We start from the raw sequence: 19525 nt of genomic DNA on the forward strand, positions 1-19525 counted from the left end.
GGATCGGGCGGGCCCGGGTGGGCCTGCTCGGCCTCGGTGGCACCGGTACCGCGGTGGCCGCCGGCCTGGTCGCCAGCGGCGTCGGCAGCCTGCACTGCGTCGACTTCGACGTCGTCGACGAGGCGAACCTGACCCGCCAGTTGCTCTACACCGAGCGCGACGTCGGCCAGCCGAAGGTGAAGACAGCGGTGGAGCGGCTGCGGGCGATGAACTCCCGGGTGGAGGTGACCGGCGAGGAGTGCCAGGTGCGCTCCGTCGAGGACATCGTCCCCCTGATGGCCGGCTGCGACGCCTTCGTGCTCTGCGCCGACAAGCCCGTGCGGCTGATCCAGAGCTGGACGAACGAGGCCGCGCTGCGTACCCGCACACCCTGGTTCATGGCCCTCTACACCGGCCCGATGACCGTCGTCGGCTCGTTCCTGCCGTACCGGACCGGCTGCTACACCTGCCTGTCCCGCCGGCCCGACAGGCACGAGTTCCAGACCGACGGCAAGCCGCTGACCGGCCAGCCGCGCCCCAACGCGGTCATCGCGGCCAGCGCCAACATCTCGGGGCACCTGTGCGCGCTGGAGGTGCTCTACCACCTCGCCGGACTGCCGCAGCAGGTCGCCGGCCGGGTCTTCCACCAGAGCATCGCGCGCTGGGAGCACCAGTACTTCATCGACGTCCCGCACGACCCGGACTGCCCCTCCTGCGGGCCCCGTGCCGAGAACCGGAGCTGATCAGGTGGAGGTGGCCGTGACCGAGACGGCGGAAACGCCGCCAGCGGCGGAGAGCCGCGTCCGGTTCCACCCGCTTCGGGTCCGGCCGTCCGACGACGACCCCGACGCGGTGGTGGTGGGCCGGCCCGACGTCGGCGAGTTCGTGGAGTTGCCGACGATCGGCGCCCGGGCCGTCGACCTGCTCGACGCCGGGCTGTCGATCGGCGCGGCCGAGCACCGGCTCGCCACCGAGCACGACGTCGACGTCGACCTGGCGGACCTGGTGGCGGCGCTGCGCGAGGCGGGCATGGTCGCCGAGGTCGACGGCCGGCCGGTCGCCGACCCGCACCGCCCGCTCCGGCCGCATCTGCCCGGCCTGCGGGCCGGGCACGTGAGCTGGCTCTTCGGCCCCGCGGCGAAGCTGGTCTACCTGGCGTTGGTCGCGACGACCCTGGTCACCGTCGTACGCCGTCCTGAACTGCTGCCGTCGTACCGGGACTTCTTCTGGACCGACTACGTCGGCCTCGCCGTGCTGGTCAACACCGCGCTCTTCTCGGTCACGGCGATCTTCCACGAGCTGAGCCACCTGGTCGCGGCCCGCTCGCTCGGCGCGCCGGCACGGATCCGGTTCGCCACACGGCTGCACCACCTGGTGTTGGAGACCGACGTGACGGCGATCTGGTCGGTGCCGCGCCGGAACCGGTACCGGGTCTACCTGAGCGGGCTGCTCTGGGACCTCGCCGTCGTCTGCGGCGCGCTGCTGGTGATCGGGTACGCCGGGCCGCCTCCGCTGGTCGACGGGCTGCTCGCCGCCGTCGTGCTGGTGATCGTCATGTCGATGGTGCTGCAACTGCACGTCTACATGCGCACCGACCTCTACTTCGTCCTGCTCGACCTGCTGCGGTGCCGCAACCTGTTCCACGACGGCCTCGCGTACGCCCGGCACCTGCTGCGCCGGTGCGGCCACGCGGCGCTGCCCGGCCGGGTGGCGGCGGCCGGGGCGGACCCGAGCGCCGAGCTGCCGGCGCACGAACGCCGCGCGGTGCGGCTCTACTCGGCGGCCGTCGTGCTCGGCAGCCTGGTCGCGCTGGCCAGCTTCGTCGGCTTCGGGATCCCGATCCTGCTGCACGGGGCGGTCCAGGCCGGCTCGGCGGTGATCGCCGGCGCGACCGGTGGAAGCCTGCTCGCGGCCGTGGACGGGGCGCTGGTGCTGGCGGTCGAGGGCACCCTGCAGGCGATCTACCTCGGCACGTTCTACCGCCGGCACGCCCGTCGCCGTCGCCCGCCGGCCGCCACCCGGGACGTGCCCCGGGCCGAGCCGATGCCCGCCGGCTGACCGGGCGGGGTGGCCCGCTCGGCCCGCCGCCACCCCATCCCGGGACACCACGTTGCCGATTTCCCGCCCTCGCCTACTGTCGAGCCTGACACGGCGCCCGCGAGCCACCGATCGCGGTCGCCCTGACCGGCGCTTCGGAGGGCGAACAGGTGCCAGCGGTGACGTTCCGGCTGCTCGGTCCGGTCGAGGTGCGCGTCGACGACCGGCCGGTGCCCGTGGGCGGCCCGCGCAGCCAGGCCATGGTGGCCGCGCTGCTGCTGGAAGCCAACCGCCTGGTACCGGTCTCCCGGCTGGTGGACGCCGCCTGGGGCGACCATCCCCCGGCGAGCGCCGAGGTGCAGGTCCGCAACCGGGTGGCCGCCGCGCGGCGAGCGATGCGCGAGGCCGGACTCCCCGCCGACGTCATCGGCACCCAGGGCTCCGGCTACCTGCTGACGGTCGCCGACGGTCAGCTCGACCTGGACGTCTTCGAGGCACGGGTCCGCCAGTCCGACCGGCACCTCGACCAGGGCGCGCCGGAGGCCGCCGTGGCCAGCCTCCGGGAGGCGCTGGCGCTGTGGCACGGCCCGGCGCTGGACGGCCTGCGTACGCCGGCGCTGACCGCCGCCGCCCAGCGCCTCGACGAGCGCCGGATGACGGTGGTCGAGCGGTGCCTCGACCTCGAACTGGGCCTCGGCCGGTACGACGAGGTGATCGGCCGGCTGCTGGAACTCGTCGAGGCCTACCCGTGGCGGGAGCCGCTGGTCGGGCGGCTCATGCGGGCGCTGTACCTGACCAACCGGCCGGGCGAGGCGCTGGACCGCTTTGACCAGTTCCGCCGCCGCCTGGTCGACGAGCTCGGCGTCGACCCGACCCCGGAGCTGGCCCGGCTGCGGGACCTGATCCTGCGCAACGACCCCAGCCTCCAGGTCGTACCCGAGCCGGTGGTGAAGGACCTCCACCAGGAGGTCCTCCGCGGTGCGCCGCGACCGGCGGGCCAGCCGGCCGCCGACGCCCAGGCCAGGACCGCGACGACGGAGCGCCGTGCGGCGCCGGCCGGCGAGGTGCTGTGGTTCGGGTTGCTCGGCCCGCTGCGGGTGGAACGGGACGGCTCGGCGCTGCCGGCCCTCCCACCCCGCTCCCGCATCGTGCTGGCCTGCCTGCTGGTGCGGGCCGGTGACCCCGTCGATCTCGACACCCTGGCGGAGGAGATCTGGGGCATGGATCCGCCCGCGGCGGCCCACGCCGAGCTGGGCGAACTCGTCGACGCCATCCGGCAGCACCTCGGCCCGACCGGTCGGGACCTGCTGGTGCCCGCCCGGGGTGGCTACGTCCTGCACCTGGCGCCGGACCAGCTCGACGCGCAGACCTTCCGGCACCTGACCGGCGCCGCCCGGGCCGCTCGGACCGCCAACGAGCAGGACCAGGCGTTGTCCCTGCTGGATCGGGCGTTCGCCCTGCGCCGCGGCGTGACGCTCGCCGACGTGCGAACCGGACCGCTGCTCAGCTGGTACACGGCGCAGCTCGACGCCGAGTTCACCTACGCCGTGGAGGAGCAGGCGGCCCTGCTGTTGCGACTGGATCGGGCGAAGGACGCGGTGCCGCTGCTGCGCCGGCACGTCGCCGCCAATCCGACCCGGGAACGGGCGCACGCCCTGTTGATGAACGGGCTCAGCCAGGCCGGCGATCCGGCGGGGGCGCTGGAGGCGTACGAACGCGCCCGACTGGCCCTGCGTGAGCAGCTCGGCATCGAACCGGGGCCGGATCTGCGGCAGGCCCACCGTGCGGTGCTGACGCATGACAAGACGCTCTGGACGCCCGGCGATCCGGTCACCGGTCCGGTGCCGTCGGCGGAGCCGGCCGGGGTCCGGCCGCGGCAGTTGCCGCCCGCACCCGCCGTACTGGTCGGCCGGGTTCGGGAGCGCACCGCCCTGCGGCTCGCCGCCGGTGCGTCGCGCACCGGAGCGCGTCCGGCCGTGCTCGCCCTCAACGGCCCCGCCGGCTCCGGGAAGTCGACCCTGGCGGTGTGGCTGGCGCACCGGTTCGCCGACCGGTTCCCGGACGGTCAGCTCTACCTGGACCTGCAGGGTTCCACCCCGGCGCTCACCCCGCTCACGCCGCTCGCGGCACTGACCCGCCTGTTGACCGGCCTGGGCCTGCCCGCCTCGGCGATCAGTGGCGACCACGCGGAGGCGATCGCCCAGTTCCGCTCCCTGTCGGCCAGCCGCAAGGTGCTGATCCTGCTCGACAACGCCATCGACGCGCACCAGGTAGCCACGCTGTTGCCCGCGTCGGCGGACTGTCTGGTGCTGGTAACCAGCCGGATGATGCTCAACTCGCTGGACGGTGCGGTGCACGTGCCGGTCGGCCCGCTGTCACCCGCGGAGTCCGTGCGGATGCTCGCCGAGCTGGTCGGAGCGGAACGGGTGGCCGCGGAGCCGGAGCAGGCCGCCCGGCTCGGCCGGCTGTGCGAGCACCTTCCGTTGCCGCTGCGGGTGGTCGGTGCCCGGTTGGCCGCCCATCCGGCGCTGTCGCTCCGGCGGCTGGCGGACCGGCTGACCGACGAGCGCAACCGGCTGGACCTGCTGGAGCTTCCGCAGTTCAGCGTCCGGGCCTGCCTGCGCTCCGGCTATCAGCAGCTACACGAATCCGGAACCCTGGTGGACCGGCAGGCGGCCCAGGCGTTCCGCCTGCTGGCGGAGCTGGCCGTGCAGCCGTTCGACGCCACCGCCGTCGCCGCGCTGTTGGACGTGCCGGCGGCCCGAGCCGACGCCGTCGTGGAACGCCTGGTCGAACTGCAGTTGCTGGAGCTGCTCGAGTCCGACCGGTACCGCCTGCACGACCTGCTGCGGCTCACCGGGCAGGAGCTGATCGACGGCGACGAAGGCGGGCACGAGACGCGCGCCGCCGCCGAGCGCATCATCGCCTACTACGTGGCGACCGCCTGGCGGGCGGCCAACATCGTCCGGCCGGGACCGCTCGACCGTGGGCCGGTCGAGTCGCCACACGCGATGACCTTTCCCGACCCGACGGCCGCCAACGGCTGGTTGGAGCGCGAGCTCCCCACGCTGCTGGCTGTCGCCCGCCGTCATCCCGGCACGGCCGCACTGGATCTGCTGCGCGCGATCGGCCCCTATCTGGCGCCCCGGTCACGTTGGGCGGAGCTCGGTGAGCTCGCGGCGCTCGCCCGGGACGCCGCCGGCGGCGATCTGGCGGGTGAGTCGCTGGCCCTGACCTCACTGGGGCTGGCCCGGCACCGGCTCGGCCACCAGCAGGAAGCGCTGGCGCAGCTCGAGGCCGCGCTGGCGATCCGGAGGCGGACCGGTGACCCGCTGCAGGCGACGACGTTGCAGATCATCGGATTGATCTACTACGAGATCGAGCGGCCCGCCGACGCCGTCTCCTGTTTCATCCAGGCGTACCGGCTGTACCGGCAGGCGGGTAACGGCTTCAACATGGCGGTCAGCCTGCACAACCTCGGCGAGGCGTACGACGTCCTGGGCCGCCCGGCGGCCGCGGAGCGCTTCGCCCGCCGCGCGCTGGAGGCCCGGCAGGCGCTCGGTGACCGGTTCCTGGCGATGTCCCGCGTGTCGGTCGGCCGGGCCCTGGTCCGGCAGGGCCGGGCGGAGGAGGCCGGCTGGTGGCTGGACCACGGCATCGCCGAGGCCCGCGAGGTGGGATACGGCGAGGCGGAATGGCACGGCCTGATCGTCCGGTCCGAGGTCGCGGTGCGCCGTGGCGAGGCCGAGGCCGCCCTCGCCGACCTGCACCGCGCCGGTCACCTCGCCGAGGGCCTGGGCCGCCCCTTCCTGTACGGCATCGTGCTGCGGCAGTCCGCCCGGGTGCACGAGATGACCGGGGACCTCGGCCTCGCCGAGTCGAGCCGGGCCGCCGCGCGGGAGATCCTGGACAACTGCGTGACCGGCCGCGATCCCGGGATCGAGAGGTTCCTGGCGGACACCGATCCGGACCGTCGGACGGCGCGTGCTGCCGACCACCGCCGGCCGGGCGCCGGTGACGGCGACCACGGCGGTGCGGACCGGTCCGGGGCGGCAGCCGTCGCCGGCCGGGTCGGCACCGTCGGCGTCCGGCCGCGGTGAGCGCTCAGCGGGCCCGCAGGTTGGCGCGCAGGGCGCCGAGGACCACGCCGGGCGTGGCCAGCGAGCGCGGGTGCGCGCGCATGGAGACGACGTCGTTGAAGCGCCGCGCGGTCGGCACATCGGTGACGGTCGCCGTGACGATCTGCCGGCTGACCCAGCTGGAGAGCCGGTAGCCGCGCGGGTAGGGGCCGTCGACGTGCGGCAGCGCCAGGTCGGCGGAGGTCGACATCGACCAGGCGGCGTCGACCACCACCTTCTGCAGGGCGAGGAACTGGCGCGCGGGCACCCGCAGGTCCGGCCCGGAGCGCAGGTACGTCGACAGGCAGGCCGCGTGCAGCGCCGCCGCCGTCATCCCCTGCCCGTACACCGGGTTGAAGGACGCCACCGCGTCGCCGACGCTGACCAGCCCGGCCGGGAACCGCTTCAGCGCGGCGAACTCGCGCCGCCGGCTGTCGGCGTGGCGGTAGGTCCGCACGTCGCCGAGCAGCTCGCTGCCGGCGACCTCGCCGAACTCCGGTGGGAACTGCTGCCGCAGCCGGCGGACGAAGTCCTCGGCGGTGCGCCCCGGCCGGTTGTCCCCGTAGCCGGCCATCATGGCCATCCACCGGCCGTCCTCGATGGCGAAGAACGCGGCCCCGGCCACGTCGGACGCCATCCTCGGGGTGTGCAGCGCCATGACGACCGTCAGGTCCGGGTTCGCCTCGCGGCGGCGGAACAGCGCCGTCGCGTAGTTGAGGTGCACGGTCATCCGCCGGGTGACCGGCCGCTCCCAGCCGGCCTGTTCCAGCCAGTCGGACAGCCGGCTGGACCGGCCCATGGCGTCCACCACGAGGTCTCCGCTCTCGACGCCGGACATCCCGCCGACGTCGAAGCGCACCCCGGTGGTCACGGCGCCGTCGACCACCAGGCCGGTGGCGCGGGCGGTGACCGTCTTGACGTTGGGCAGGCGTAGCACCTGCTGGCGGATCAGGCCTTCGAGCAGCGGCCGGCTGCCGGCCAGGCTGTCGGCGTCGTCGGGTACGACGACCTTCCGTCGGCCGTCCAGGTAGCTCCGCCGGGCCGCCGGCGGGGCCTCCACCGCCCCCTGGGCCAGAGCCTGCTCGCGGAACCCGGGAAACAGCTGTTCGAGCTGGAGGAAGCCGCCGGGCAGCAGCGCGTGCAGCTGTGTCCCCTGTGGCACCCCGGGCCGCCCGCCGGGTGCGTGCAGGTCGTCCCGGTCGAGGATGACGACGCTCTCCGCGTGGTCGGAGAGCACCCGCGCGGCCAGCAGCCCCGCGACGCTGCCGCCGACCACCACGGCCTTGCCCAGCACCGGCCACGACCGCTCGAGGGGTCGCACCGCGTTCAGCGCCGCGAAGACCCGAGCCGGGGAGAGGGACATGGTGCTCTCCAAGGGGTACGAGGTGTGGCCTCTGCTCGCCTGCCTGCGATCGTGCCTGGGCGGGCCGGCGGACGAGCCGCCCGACGATCGTCGCACGACCACGGGCCACCGCCCGGACGGGTTTCCGACAAATCAGGCGTCGTACCGCCACCGGCCGGCCACCGGCGGCGGTACCGGCGGCCGGATCGACGACGGGCCGGCCGGCGTGCGCCGGCCGGCCCGTAGGTCGGGATCAGGCGAGGTCGAACCGGTCCAGGTTCATCACCTTGACCCACGCCGCGACGAAGTCCCGGACGAACTTCTCCCGCGCGTCGTCGCCCGCGTAGACCTCGGCGAGCGCGCGCAGCTCCGAGTTGGACCCGAAGACCAGGTCGACGCGGCTGCCGGTCCACCGGACCTCACCGGTGGCGGCGTCGAGACCCGCGAACGTGTTCGCGTCCTCGGACGTCGCCCGCCACGTGGTGCCCAGGTCGAGCAGGTTGACGAAGAAGTCGTTGGTCAGCGAGCCCGGGGTGCTGGTGAGGACACCCAGCGACGACTGCTGGTAGTTGGCGCCCAGGACGCGGAGACCACCGACGAGGACGGTCATCTCGGGCGCGGTCAGGGTCAGCAGGTTCGCCTTGTCGACCAGGAGGAACTCGGCCGGCAGGCGGTTGCCCTTGCCGAGGTAGTTGCGGAACCCGTCAGCGGTCGGCTCCATCGCCGCGAACGACTCCACGTCGGTCTGCTCCTGGGTCGCGTCGGTGCGTCCCGGGGTGAAGGGAACGTCGATGTCGAAGCCGGCGTTCCGCGCGGCCTGCTCGACGCCGACGCCGCCGGCGAGCACGATCAGGTCGGCGAGCGAGACCTTCTTGCCGCCGGTCTGGGCGGCGTTGAACGCCTCCTGGATGCCCTCCAGGGTGCGCAGCACCCGCGCCAGCTCGTCCGGGTTGTTGACCTCCCAGCTGTTCTGCGGCTCCAGGCGGATGCGCGCGCCGTTGGCGCCGCCGCGCTTGTCGCCGCCGCGGAAGGTGGACGCCGACGCCCAGGCGGTGGAGACCAGCTGGGGCACCGACAGCCCGGAGGCGAGGATCTGCGCCTTGAGGGCGGCGACGTCGTCGGCGTCGACCAGCTCGTGGTCCACCGCCGGAACCGGGTCCTGCCAGACCAGGACCTCGGTGGGGACCTCGGGGCCGAGGTAGCGCTGGATCGGGCCCATGTCGCGGTGGGTCAGCTTGAACCAGGCCCGGGCGAAGGCGTCCGCGAACTCGTCCGGGTGCTCGTGGAAGCGCCGGGAGATCTGCTCGTAGACGGGGTCGAACCGGAGGGCGAGGTCGTTGGTCAGCATCCGCGGCTCGCGGCGCTTGGTCGGATCGTGCGCCTCCGGCACCATGTCGCTGCCCGCGCCGTTCTTCGGCCGCCACTGGTTGGCGCCCGCCGGCGACTTCACCAGTTCCCAGTCGTAGGCGAACAGGATGTGGAAGAACTCGTTGTCCCAGCGGGTCGGGTGGTAGGTCCAGGTCACCTCGAGACCGCTGGTGATCGTGTCAGCGCCCTTGCCGGTGCCGAAGCTGCTCTTCCAGCCCAGGCCCTGCTGCTCGATCGGGGCGGCCTCCGGCTCCGGGCCGACGTGGTCCGCGGGGCCGGCGCCGTGGGTCTTGCCGAAGGTGTGGCCGCCGGCGATCAGCGCGACCGTCTCCTCGTCGTTCATCCCCATCCGGCGGAACGTCTCGCGGATGTCCCGGGCCGAGGCGACCGGGTCCGGGTTGCCGTTCGGACCCTCGGGGTTGACGTAGATGAGGCCCATCTGCACCGCGGCGAGCGGGTTCTCCAGCTCCCGGTCAGCGGTGTAGCGCTGGTCACCCAGCCAGGTGGTCTCGGGTCCCCAGTAGACGTCCTCCTCCGGCTCCCAGACGTCGGCCCGGCCGCCGGCGAAGCCGAAGGTCTTGAAGCCCATCGACTCCAGGGCGACGTTGCCGGCGAGGATCATCAGGTCGGCCCAGGAGATCTGCTGACCGTACTTCTTCTTGACCGGCCACAGCAGGCGGCGGGCCTTGTCCAGGTTCCCGTTGTCCGGCCAGCTGTTGAGCGGCGCGAAGCGCTGCATGCCGGCGCCGGCGCCGCCCCGGCCGTCGCTGATCCGGTAGGTGCCGGCGCTGTGCCACGCCATCCGGATCATGAGCGGGCCGTAGTGGCCGAAGTCGGCCGGCCACCAGTCCTGCGAGGTGGTCAGCAGCTCCGCGATGTCGCGCTTCACGGCGGCCAGGTCGAGGCTCTGGAACGCCGCGGCGTAGTCGAACTCCTCGCCGAGGGGATTCCGCACCGCGGGGTTCTTGGCGAGGATCTTGAGGTTGATGCTCTCCGGCCACCAGCCGCGGTTGCCGCCGCCCTGCGTCGGGTGGGGGGCGCGACCGTGCGCGACCGGGCAGCGAGACTCGCTGCCCGCCTCCGCGTCATGGACGACGGCCTCGTGGTGCTCGGACATCGGGTTCTCGGACAACGCATTCCTTCCGTGGTGGGCGGAACAGTGGGATCAGGAGGTGCCAGCGGTGGAGCAGTCGGGGCAGCGACCCCGGTAGACGACCTCGGCCTCGTCGATCGAGAAACCGTGGTCGTCGGAAGCGGTCAGGCAGGGCGCCGCGCCGACGGCGCAGTCGACGTCGGCGATCAGGCCGCAGGACCGGCACACCACGTGGTGGTGGTTGTCCCCGGTCCGCGCCTCGTAGCGGGCCACGCTGCCGGGCGGCTCGATGCGCCGCACCAGGCCCGCGGCGGTCAGCGCGCGCAGCACGTCGTACACCGCCTGGCGGGACACCTCGGGGAGGTCCCTGCGCACGGCACCGATGATCGAGTCGGTGTCGGCGTGCGGATGCGCGTGCACCGCGTTCAGCACCGCCATCCGGGGACGGGTCACGCGCAACGCGGCCCCGCGCAGCATCTGCTGGAAGTCCAGAGCCGTGGCCACGCCCGGAAGTCTGGCCGGTTTTCTGGAATGAGTCAAGAAAAAATCTCGGACGTCACCTCGGGGCCGGCCACGCGGTCCGCCCCCGCCAGCTCACCGGGCTTCGGCGGGCGGGGTCGGGCCGCCACCGAAAGTCGCTTGCCGCCGTACGGCCGGCTCCGGCAGGGTGACGTCCATGACGTTCTGACGGACCCTCCGCCACGCACCGAGGCCCCCGCCCCCACGGCGCCGCCGTGCCGTCCGTCCATCCCTCTCCCGGAGAGAAGTGAGCGTCGTTGTCCCAGCAGCATGTCCGGCAGGAGTTTCTGCCGCAGTCCAGCCCCGCCACCGTCACCGTCTTCGCCTCCCCCACCAGCTGGATCGAGTCCGACGCGGTCGCGCAGTGCCACCAGGTCGCCACCCTCGACGGCATGATCCACGTCGCCGGCATGCCGGACCTGCACCCCGGCAAGGGCGCGCCGATCGGCGCCGCCATGACGTCGACCGAGCTGTACCCGTTCCTGGTCGGCTCCGACATCGGGTGCGGCATCGCGGTGTTCCCGATCAACCTCAGGCGCGTCGTACCCGAGAAGCTCGCCGCCCGGTTCCCCGACCTCGACCGCGCGCTCGACCCGGACCGGGACGCCGACGACCCGGTCTGGTCCGTCCTGACCGGCGGGGTGCCCGCCGGCCACGTCGAGGGGCTCGGGACGGTCGGCCGGGGTAACCACTTCGTCGAACTGGCCCGGATCGGCACCGTCCTCGAGCCCGGCCACGCGAGCCGACTCGGGCTCGACGCCGGCGACCTCGTGCTCGTCGTGCACAGCGGTTCCCGAGGGCTGGGCGAGCGGATCCTGCGGGCGCACACCGAGGTCCACGGCGCCGGTCCCACCCCGGACCCCGCCGCCTACCTGGCGGCGCACGACGACGCCGTACGGTGGGGGTCGCTGAACCGGCGGCTGCTGGCCGCCCGGGTGGCGTACGCCCTCGGGGCCGAGCCGACCGAGCCGGTGGTCGACCAGTGCCACAACCTGGTGCAGCGCCGCGACGGGGTCTACCTGCACCGCAAGGGCGCGGCGCCGGGCGACGGCCGGGACGTGCTGGTCGCCGGCACCCGCGGCACCCCCTCCTACCTGGTGGCCGCCCACGCCGGCCCGGAGGCCAACCACTCGGTGGCGCACGGCGCGGGGCGGAAGATGTCCCGCGCCGACGCGCTGCGCCGGGGCCGGATCAAGCACACCGTCGAGGAGCTGCGCCGCACCCCGGTGGGGTCGCTGGTGGTCTGCGGCGACCGCCAACTGCTCTTCGAGGAGGCGCCCACTGCCTACAAGCGCATCGAGCGGGTGATCGGCGACCTCGTCGACCACGGTCTGGCCACCCCGGTGGCCACCACGGTCCCGGTGGTCACCTACAAGACGCCCGACGTCGGGTCCACGCCCCGGCCGGACCGCCGGGACGACCGCCGCCGGCGAGGCCGGCGATGAGCGTCCACCTGCTGCTGTCCGCCGGGCGGGGCCCGCGGGAGTGTGCCTGGGCGCTGGGCCGGCTGCTGCGCCGTCTGGAAGCCGACGCCGCCCGACATGGCCTGGCGACCCGCCGGGTCCAGACCGTGTCCGGCGACCGGCGCGACACCTACCGGTCGGTCCTGGTCCAGATCTGTGGGGCCGGCGCCGAGCCGTTCGCCGCGTCCTGGACCGGAACCCTGTGCTGGCAGGCGGCCAGCCCCTACCGGGCGAGCGCCGGCCGGAAGAACTGGTACGTCATCGCCCACCCGTGCCAGCTCGACATTCCGGCCACGTCGTTCACCGAGGCGGACGTCGAGATCATGGCCTGCCGGACCGGCGGCCCCGGCGGCCAGCACCGGAACAAGGTCAGCACGGCGGTCCGGGCGACCCACCGCCCCTCGGGCCTGGTCGTCGTGGTCGACACCGAACGACGGTTCAGCCTCAACCGCCGCACCGCGATCGAGCTGCTGCGGCAGCGCGTCGAGCGCGGGGACGAGGCGGCGCGGCAGGCCGCCACCACCGCCCGGTGGCGGATCCACGACGACCTCGTCCGCGGCAACCCCATCCGGGTCGAACGCCCGTGACCGCCGGCGCGACGGGTGGTCAGTGCGCCGCCACGACCACCGGGTCCGAGCCCAGCTCGGCGAGCCGGGCCGGCCGGACGACCACCAGCAGCACCGCCGTCGCGGCCACCATGCCACCGGCGACCACCACGGCCATCGCCACCGCACCGGTGCCCAGCACACCCACCAGCGGCGCGGCCAGCGCGCCGACGCCGAACTGCACGGCGCCGAGCAGCGCGGAGGCGGTTCCGGCCGCCTCCCCGTGCCGGGACAGCGCCAGGGCCGGCGCGTTCGGCATGGCGAGGCCCGCGGCGGCGAGCACCACCCACAGCGACACCAGCAGGCTCGGCAGCCCGCCGAGCCCGGTCGCCGCGAAGCCGAGCATCGCCAGCCCCGCCGCGGTCCCCACGCCCAGGGCAGCGACGAGGATCCGCTGCGGCGGATAGCGGCGCAGCAGCCGTACGTTGAACTGGGTCGCCGCGATCAGCCCGACCGCCCCGGCGCCGAAGGCCAGCCCGAACTGCTGCTCGTCCAGGCCGTACTGCTCCTGCAGCACGAACGACGACCCGGCCACGTACGCGAACAGCGCCGCCATGGCCAGCCCGGCGACCAGGACCAGGCCCACGAACGTCCGGTCCCGCAGCAGCGAGCCGTACCCGCTCATCGTCGCGGCCAGCCCGAGCGGCCGGCGGCGATCGGCCGGCAGCGTCTCGCGGAGGCCGAGGACGGCGACCACGACGAGCAGCACACCGAACGCGGCCAGGGCCACGAACACGCCGCGCCAGTCCGTCCAGCGCAGCAGCCCGCCGCCGAGGGTCGGCGCGAGGATCGGCGCGGCACCCATGACCAGCAGCAGCCGGGAGAGCAGCCGGGCGAAGGCCGCGCCGTTGAAGAGGTCGCGGACCACTGCCATCGCGACCACCGAGGCCGCCGCGACGCCGAGGCCCTGCACCACCCGCAGGGCACCGAGCACCGCGATGTTCGGTGCGACGACGCAGAGCAGTGACGCCACGACGTGCAGCGCGATGCCGGCGATCAGCGGCCCGCGCCGGCCGACGGCGTCGGACAGCGGGCCGATCAGCAGCTGGCCGAGGGCGAGGCCGGCCAGCGTGCCGGTGAGGGTCAGCTGGACCGCGGCCGACGTGGTGTGGAAGTCGGCGACGATCGCGGGGAGCGCGGGCAGGTACATGTCGATCGTCAGCGGCCCGACCGCGATCAGCGACCCGAGCACGAGGACCAGCCGCAGGCGTTGCCGGGCGCTCATCAGTTCACCGGGTGTCAGCGGAGCCGCCGCGGCCGCCGGGACGTCGACGGTGGCGGTCATCGGATCGACTCCGACCGGTCGGCGGGCAGTCGGGCGGGAAACAGGTCAGGAGTCACACCTGACTCCAAATCCGGATCCGGTGATCTGATTCCCGGTCCGGCCCGAGGTAACGGAGGTCACAGGCGATCGTCCGGCGCCGTCCTCGGGTCGAGGTTGCGCCGGCGGGGCGCTCCGGAGTCGGCCGGGCGGCCAGCTGTCGGTTCAGCCGGCGACCGGGACCGGCGCGCTGAGGCCGCCGGAGTTCCCGCTGCGGTCCAGGCCGGACACGCAGTAGGTGAGCGGGCCCTCGGCCGGTGCGCCGCGGTCGACCCAGCCGGCGCCCCGGGTGGTGCCGACGAGCCGGGCGGTGTCGCCGTCCACCCGGTAGACGGCGAAGCTGGTCGCTCCGTCGCCGCGCCAGGTCAACGCGACCCCGCCGCCGTCCGCGCGCCGCGCCTCGGTGACCGTGGGGGCGGCCGGGGGCGCCGCCGGTAGCTGCGCCATCGTGGGCACCAGCGCCGGGCCGGCGTAGTGCGCCGCGCGGTAGCGGCTGACCGCGCCGAGCCGGTCGGCGCGTACCTGCCTGGCGCTGAAGTGCACGCTCCCGTGCACGCCGTGCCGCCGGTTGAGGGCGAGCTGGCGGTCCAGCTCGGCCGGGTCGCGCCAGGCGCCGCGCTCGCCCACCCGGTAGTCGGCCTGGCCGATGTAGAGCTGCACCCGGGTGCCCTTCACCGTGGCCGTCCACCACGGCAGCAGCTTGGCGTAGTCGGCCTTGTCGAACCCGATGTGCCAGTAGAGCTGCGGCACGACGTAGTCCAGCCACTGCTCGCGTACCCAGAGCCGGGTGTCGGCGTAGATGGCGTCGTAGCTCTGCAACCCGGCGGTCGCCGAGCCGGCCGGGTCGGTGCGCTTGTTGCGCCAGATGCCGAACGGGCTGATGCCGAACTTCACCCACGGCTTGATCTCCTTGATCCGCTCGCTCATCTCGCGGACCAGGGTGTTCACGTTGTGCCGGCGCCAGGCGTGCTTGTCCGGGAAGCCCCGGCCGTACCGGGCGAACGCCGCGTCGTCCGGAAAATCCTGCCCGGCCTCCGGGTACGGGTAGAAGAAGTCGTCGAAGTGCACCCCGTCGACGTCGTAGCGGCGGACCGCCTCCAACATCGAGTCCTCGACGAACCGGCGCGCCTCGGGGATTCCCGGGTTGAAGTAGAGGCGGCTGCCGGGCCGGTCGGCGCTGGGGTAGGTCACCACCCAGTCGCGGTGTCGACGCAGCGGATGCGTCGGCGCCAACTGGTCCAGCCCGGGGCCGGGCCCGCCCACGGTGGCCGGCTGCCCACCCCGGTACGGGTTGAACCAGGCGTGGAACTCCAGGTTGCGGGCGTGCGCCTCGGCGACCATGAACTCCATCGGGTCCCAGCCCGGGTCACGGCCGTCGCGGCGGCCGGTCAGCCACTCCGACCAGGGCGCGTAGCTGGACGGCCAGAGCGCGTCCCCGCTCGGCCGCACGTGCACGAAGACCGCGTTGTGGTTGTTCCGGACGGCCAGGTCCAGCCAGGCCCGGAACTCCGCCTGCACCGTCTCGGTCGGCAGTCCGCGCCGGCTCGGCCAGTCGATGTTGTTCACCGTCGTGATCCACATCCCGCGCAGCTCGCGGGGCGCCTGGACGGGCCGCCCGGCGCAGTCGTGGGCGCCGCCCGCCGGGGCGCGGACGGCGGCCGCGTCCCCCGCGGTCCGCGTACCGCCGTCGACCCGGTCGCGCAGCGACCAGGCGCCGGCCCCGACGGCCACCGCGAGCGCGACGAGCACCGCGACCGGGGCCTTGGTACGACGGCGGTGGCTGGCGGGAGCGGACGGGTCGGCGGCGGACATCGCCCCAGTCTGCCCAGCCCGACCCGCCGGATGAACAGCCGGGCCGATTACTTAACGATCAGCTAAGCCGCCGCCGGGCCGACCGACGCGCCGGCCGGCGCCTCAGGCGGTGGCGGATTCGGCCGACGTGGCGACGGACCGGCCGCGGGTCACCAGGTAGCCGAAGGCCGCCGCGGTGAAGAACATGACGATGCCGTACACGGCCCCCGGGATCGCCATCCGGGTGTTGTCGAGCAGCGCCGGGCTGAGCGCGATCGTGATGGCCAGGGTGCTGTTGTGGATGCCGATCTCGAAGCCGGCCGCCGTCGCGGCCGGCCGGTCGACCCCGGCCAGCCGCGGCACCCCGTAGCCGATCGCCAGGCTCAGCAGGTTGAACGCGAGCACGGCCAGGCCGACCGAGACGAAGTAGTCGGCGATGTTCTCCCGTTCGCCGAGCACCGCGCCGGCGATCACCGCGACCAGCACGACGACGGAGAGGATCCGGACCGGACGGTTCAGCCGTTCGGCGACGCGCGGCACCCGGGCCCGGATCAGCATGCCGACCGCGACCGGGACGAGCACGATGGCGAACACCTGCAGCACCTTGTCGAACTGCAGGCCGATGCTGCGCCCGTCGGCCAGGAAGTGTCCCGCCGACAGGTTGACCACGACCGGCAGGGTGAACACGGCGAGCACCGAGTTGATGGCGGTCAGGGTGATGTTCAGGGCCACGTGCCCGCCGAACAGGTGGCTGTAGAGGTTGGCGGTGGTGCCGCCGGGGGAGGCGGCCAGCAGCATCATCCCGACGGCCAGTTCCGGTGCCAGGTCGAAGGCGAGCACCAGGGCGAAGCAGAGCGCCGGCAGCAGCAGCACCTGGCACACCAGCGCGATGACGGCGGCCTTCGGATGGTGGGCCACCCGGCGGAAGTCGTCGACGGTCAGCCCGAGACCCAGGCCGAGCATGATGACGCCGAGGGCGATGGGCAGTCCGATCAGGGTCAGCGCCGAGTCCATGACTCGACATGGTGACCGCCCGGTAACCGCCTCACAATCCCCCGTGCGGCCGGCCGCCGACGGCCCGGGGGCCCTTGACCACCGGCGGCCATCCGCTTAGCTTCATCGATCAGAAAGGTCTCTTAACTAATTTCTCGCTCCGTCCTCGTGGGAGTGCCGATGCGACCATTCCGTCACCGCCGCCTCACCGCCCTCGCCGCCCTGGTGACCGTGCTGGTCGCCGCCGCACCGCCGACCGCCGCGAGCGCGGGTGACGGCGGCCGACACTCCGCCGGCTACCACCGGGTCGGCTACTTCACCCAGTGGGGCATCTACGGTCGGGCCTTCCCGGTCCGCAAGCTCGACACCTCCGGGGCGGCGAGCCGGCTCACCCACGTCAACTACGCCTTCGGCAACGTCAGCGAGGACGGTCGCTGCTATGTGGACGGTGGGCCGGGCGAGGGTGACGCCTGGGCCGACTACCAGCGCCCGGTTCCGGCGGAGGAGAGCGTCGACGGCGCCGCCGACGCCTGGGGCGAACCGCTCAACGGCAACTTCGGCCAGCTGGCCAAGCTGAAGGCCAAACACCCCGACCTGAAGGTGATGATCTCACTGGGCGGCTGGAGCTGGTCGACGTACTTCTCGAACGCCGCCCGCACCGACGCCTCCCGCAAGGCGTTCGTCGCCTCCTGCATCGACCTCTACCTCAAGGGCAACCTGCCGATCCTCGACGGCGGCAGCGGCGGCCCCGGTTCCGCCGCCGGGGTGTTCGACGGCATCGACCTGGACTGGGAGTGGCCGAACTGGCCGGGCGAGCCGGGCAACGTGGTCCGCCCGGAGGACCGGGAGAACTTCACCAAGCTGCTCGCCGAATTCCGCCGGCAACTCGACGCGTACGGCCGGCAGACCCGCAAGCACTACCAACTGACCGCCTTCCTGCCGGCGAACCCGGCGGCGATGGACGCCGGTTACGAGGGCCGCAAGATCTTCCGGTACCTGGACTTCGCCACCGTGCAGGGGTACGACTTCCACGGCACCTGGGAGACGGTGACCAACCAGCAGTCGGCGCTGCGCGTGCCGGCGGGAGCGCCGGACAACCCGGACTTCTCCGTCGAGGTGGCCATCGACGGCTGGATCGCCCGCGGCGCCCCGCGCGGCAAGCTGGTCCTCGGCATCCCGTACTACGGCCAGGGCTGGACCGGCGTCACCGGCGGCGGCAACGGCCTGTTCCAGCCCGCCGCCGGGCCCGCCCCGGCCACCCACGCCGCCGGGTTCGAGGACTACAAGCAGCTCAAGACCCTGCCCGGCAAGGGCTACGCGGTCCACCGCGACCTGCGTGCCGGGCACGCCTGGCTGTTCGACGGTACGACCTTCTGGACGTACGACGATCCGACGGTCGTGCTGCAGAAGACGCTGTACATCCGGCGGGCCGGCCTGGGCGGCGCGATGGTCTGGTCGCTGGACGGCGACGACGACAACGCGACGCTGACCAGGACGATCAGCCTGGGGCTCGCCACCCGGTAGCCGTACCTCGGGGCTGCCGCTCGGCACTCCCGCCACACCCGATCCGACGATCCCCCACCGGTCCGCCGCCGAATCGCCCGGCGGCGGACCGGTGGTCCGTTCGGCGGCGGGCCGCGCCGTCCGGTCGACCGGACGGCCGTGGACGGTCCGGCCCGGGATCGCCCCGGTCGGGATCGCTCAGGCCGGGGCCGCGCTGGACGGGTCGGCGCGGTCGTCGAGGTCGCCGTGCAGCGCGTCGGGGGCGCGCATCCGCCACGCGTCGGTGACGAGTTCGTGCAGGCGGGCCACGCTCACCTGCGCCAACCGCACCATGACCAGCGGCAACCCGTCGTAGGCGGGCGTGGTGAAGAACAGCTCCGGCTCGCCGAGCAGGAGGGCCTGCTTCTCCGCCTCGTCGCCCACGTACAGCACCGCGATGTCGGTCCGGATGACCCGCGGCCGACCCGGCCTGCGCTCCGGATAGGACCAGACGAAGCCCTTGTCGGCCACCCGGAAGTCGAAGCCCTCGCTGTCGATCTCGACCACGTGCGGCAGGGCGAGAGCCAGGCGACGGACGTCGTCCGCGTCAGCCATCGACGTCGCCGCCAGAGGTCGCAACCCGCATGCGCACAGGTTAGCCGCCGCGCCGACCACGTCGACCCGGCGCCCGTCGTCGGCTCAGGGCCGCGGGATGTCCAGCGCGCGCAGCGGATCGCCGCCGTCGACGAAGAGCCGGGCGTCCGCGGTGGTCGCCATCGCGATCCGGCGCAGCACCTGCCGACCGGCCTCGGGGTGCCGCCCGTCCAGGGCGCCGACCCGGACGGCGAACACGATCTCGTACGGCTCCTCCCCCGGCTCCAGCACGAAGTCCTCGGCCGCTACCTGCCGGACGCTCATCCGGCCCGAGCCGATCTCGGCCACCGCCGCGGCCCGCGCCTGGTCGACGGCGCTGGCGGACCGGTCGATGGCCAGGATGTGGCCGGTGGTGAGCCGGGCGGCCACCGCTCGCGCGGCCGCCCCGGGGCCGCACCCGATCTCCAGGACGCGGGAGTGCGGCCGGAGTGGAAGGGCGTCCACGATCGCGGCCAGACGGGGTGACAGGCGTGCCACGGGCGACAGGATAGGCGATCCGGTGGCGGCGGGCAGCCCGCCGCCACCGGCTCAGCGCCGCAGCTCCGCCTCGTACTCCGCCGGTGACGCTCGCCGCCGTGGCCCGTCGGGCCGGCTACGCCAGTGAGTCGCCTTCAGCGCCGCCTTGAAGCGGGTCCGCGGCGTCAGCCCCAGCCAGCACCGCCGGCTCGGCCGCGGCGTCGAGCTGACCGCCTCGCCCGCCATCAGCGGCGCCGCCCGCGCACCGGGCCTCGTCGCCCTCGGCGCGAGCGGGTGACGAGGC

Annotated in this window: 15 protein-coding genes; 7 read left to right on the plus strand and 8 right to left on the minus strand. The window is 73.8% G+C overall.

What is annotated here, in order from left to right; all coding sequences use genetic code 11:
* The 3 genes from DLJ47_RS09485 to DLJ47_RS09495 all read left to right on the plus strand — a co-directional run.
* A partial coding sequence (locus tag DLJ47_RS09485) for a TOMM precursor leader peptide-binding protein (protein ID WP_158289802.1) occupies positions 1-722 on the plus strand: 722 nt, incomplete at its 5' end.
* 16 nt (positions 723-738) lie between these two features.
* A complete protein-coding gene (locus DLJ47_RS09490; RefSeq protein ID WP_146228060.1) occupies positions 739-2037 on the plus strand; it encodes a hypothetical protein in 1299 nt (432 codons plus the stop codon).
* 158 nt (positions 2038-2195) lie between these two features.
* Positions 2196-6116: an AfsR/SARP family transcriptional regulator gene (locus tag DLJ47_RS09495; protein WP_109899683.1), complete on the plus strand. Its 3921-nt coding sequence runs from the start codon at positions 2196-2198 to the stop codon at positions 6114-6116.
* A gap of 4 nt (positions 6117-6120) precedes the next feature.
* Here the strand turns inward: DLJ47_RS09495 and DLJ47_RS09500 are convergent, their stop codons facing one another.
* From DLJ47_RS09500 to DLJ47_RS09510, 3 genes are all read right to left on the minus strand, one after another.
* Positions 6121-7497, minus strand: coding sequence for an FAD-dependent oxidoreductase (locus DLJ47_RS09500; RefSeq protein WP_109899684.1), 1377 nt, complete (start codon positions 7495-7497; stop codon positions 6121-6123).
* A 232-nt stretch (positions 7498-7729) separates the two neighbouring features.
* Complete coding sequence (katG, locus tag DLJ47_RS09505) at positions 7730-9961, minus strand: catalase/peroxidase HPI (protein ID WP_109899685.1); 2232 nt, start codon at positions 9959-9961, stop codon at positions 7730-7732.
* Positions 9962-10009: 48 nt separating this feature from the next.
* Positions 10010-10414 carry a Fur family transcriptional regulator gene (locus DLJ47_RS09510; RefSeq protein ID WP_199235768.1) on the minus strand — a complete coding sequence of 135 codons (405 nt, stop codon included), beginning with the start codon at positions 10412-10414 and terminating at the stop codon, positions 10010-10012.
* A 299-nt stretch (positions 10415-10713) separates the two neighbouring features.
* Here DLJ47_RS09510 and DLJ47_RS09515 point away from each other — a divergent pair, with 299 nt between their 5' ends.
* Both DLJ47_RS09515 and prfH read left to right on the plus strand, forming a co-directional pair.
* Positions 10714-11901: an RNA ligase RtcB family protein gene (locus DLJ47_RS09515; RefSeq protein WP_109899687.1), complete on the plus strand. Its 1188-nt coding sequence runs from the start codon at positions 10714-10716 to the stop codon at positions 11899-11901.
* Entirely contained in the window at positions 11898-12506 is a 609-nt protein-coding gene (gene prfH / locus DLJ47_RS09520) for a peptide chain release factor H (RefSeq protein WP_109899688.1), read from the plus strand. Before DLJ47_RS09515 ends, prfH begins: the two co-directional genes overlap by 4 nt.
* Positions 12507-12525: 19 nt before the next feature.
* Here prfH and DLJ47_RS09525 read toward each other — a convergent pair whose 3' ends face one another.
* From DLJ47_RS09525 to DLJ47_RS09535, 3 genes are all read right to left on the minus strand, one after another.
* Entirely contained in the window at positions 12526-13749 is a 1224-nt protein-coding gene (locus DLJ47_RS09525) for a multidrug effflux MFS transporter (RefSeq protein WP_109899705.1), read from the minus strand.
* Positions 13750-14010: 261 nt separating this feature from the next.
* Positions 14011-15657: a glycoside hydrolase family 10 protein gene (locus tag DLJ47_RS09530; RefSeq protein ID WP_109899689.1), complete on the minus strand. Its 1647-nt coding sequence runs from the start codon at positions 15655-15657 to the stop codon at positions 14011-14013.
* A 102-nt stretch (positions 15658-15759) separates the two neighbouring features.
* On the minus strand, positions 15760-16650 hold the full coding sequence (locus tag DLJ47_RS09535; RefSeq protein ID WP_109899690.1) for a bile acid:sodium symporter family protein: 891 nt from the start codon (positions 16648-16650) through the stop codon (positions 15760-15762).
* Positions 16651-16809: 159 nt separating this feature from the next.
* On the opposite strand from DLJ47_RS09535, the gene DLJ47_RS09540 reads away from it, so the two are divergent.
* Entirely contained in the window at positions 16810-18153 is a 1344-nt protein-coding gene (locus DLJ47_RS09540; RefSeq protein WP_109899691.1) for a glycoside hydrolase family 18 protein, read from the plus strand.
* Positions 18154-18330: 177 nt separating this feature from the next.
* On the opposite strand, the gene DLJ47_RS09545 is transcribed toward DLJ47_RS09540, so the two are convergent.
* A complete protein-coding gene (locus DLJ47_RS09545) occupies positions 18331-18726 on the minus strand; it encodes an MmcQ/YjbR family DNA-binding protein (RefSeq protein WP_109899692.1) in 396 nt (131 codons plus the stop codon).
* Positions 18727-18810: 84 nt separating this feature from the next.
* Positions 18811-19242 carry an SAM-dependent methyltransferase gene (locus DLJ47_RS09550; RefSeq protein ID WP_109899693.1) on the minus strand — a complete coding sequence of 144 codons (432 nt, stop codon included), beginning with the start codon at positions 19240-19242 and terminating at the stop codon, positions 18811-18813.
* Positions 19243-19387: 145 nt separating this feature from the next.
* On the opposite strand from DLJ47_RS09550, the gene DLJ47_RS37465 reads away from it, so the two are divergent.
* Positions 19388-19519: a hypothetical protein gene (locus DLJ47_RS37465; protein ID WP_255562298.1), complete on the plus strand. Its 132-nt coding sequence runs from the start codon at positions 19388-19390 to the stop codon at positions 19517-19519.
* Positions 19520-19525: the final 6 nt, after the last annotated feature.

This window comes from Micromonospora sp. S4605 (assembly GCF_003176715.1).
Classification (GTDB): Bacteria; Actinomycetota; Actinomycetes; order Mycobacteriales; family Micromonosporaceae; genus Micromonospora; species Micromonospora echinaurantiaca.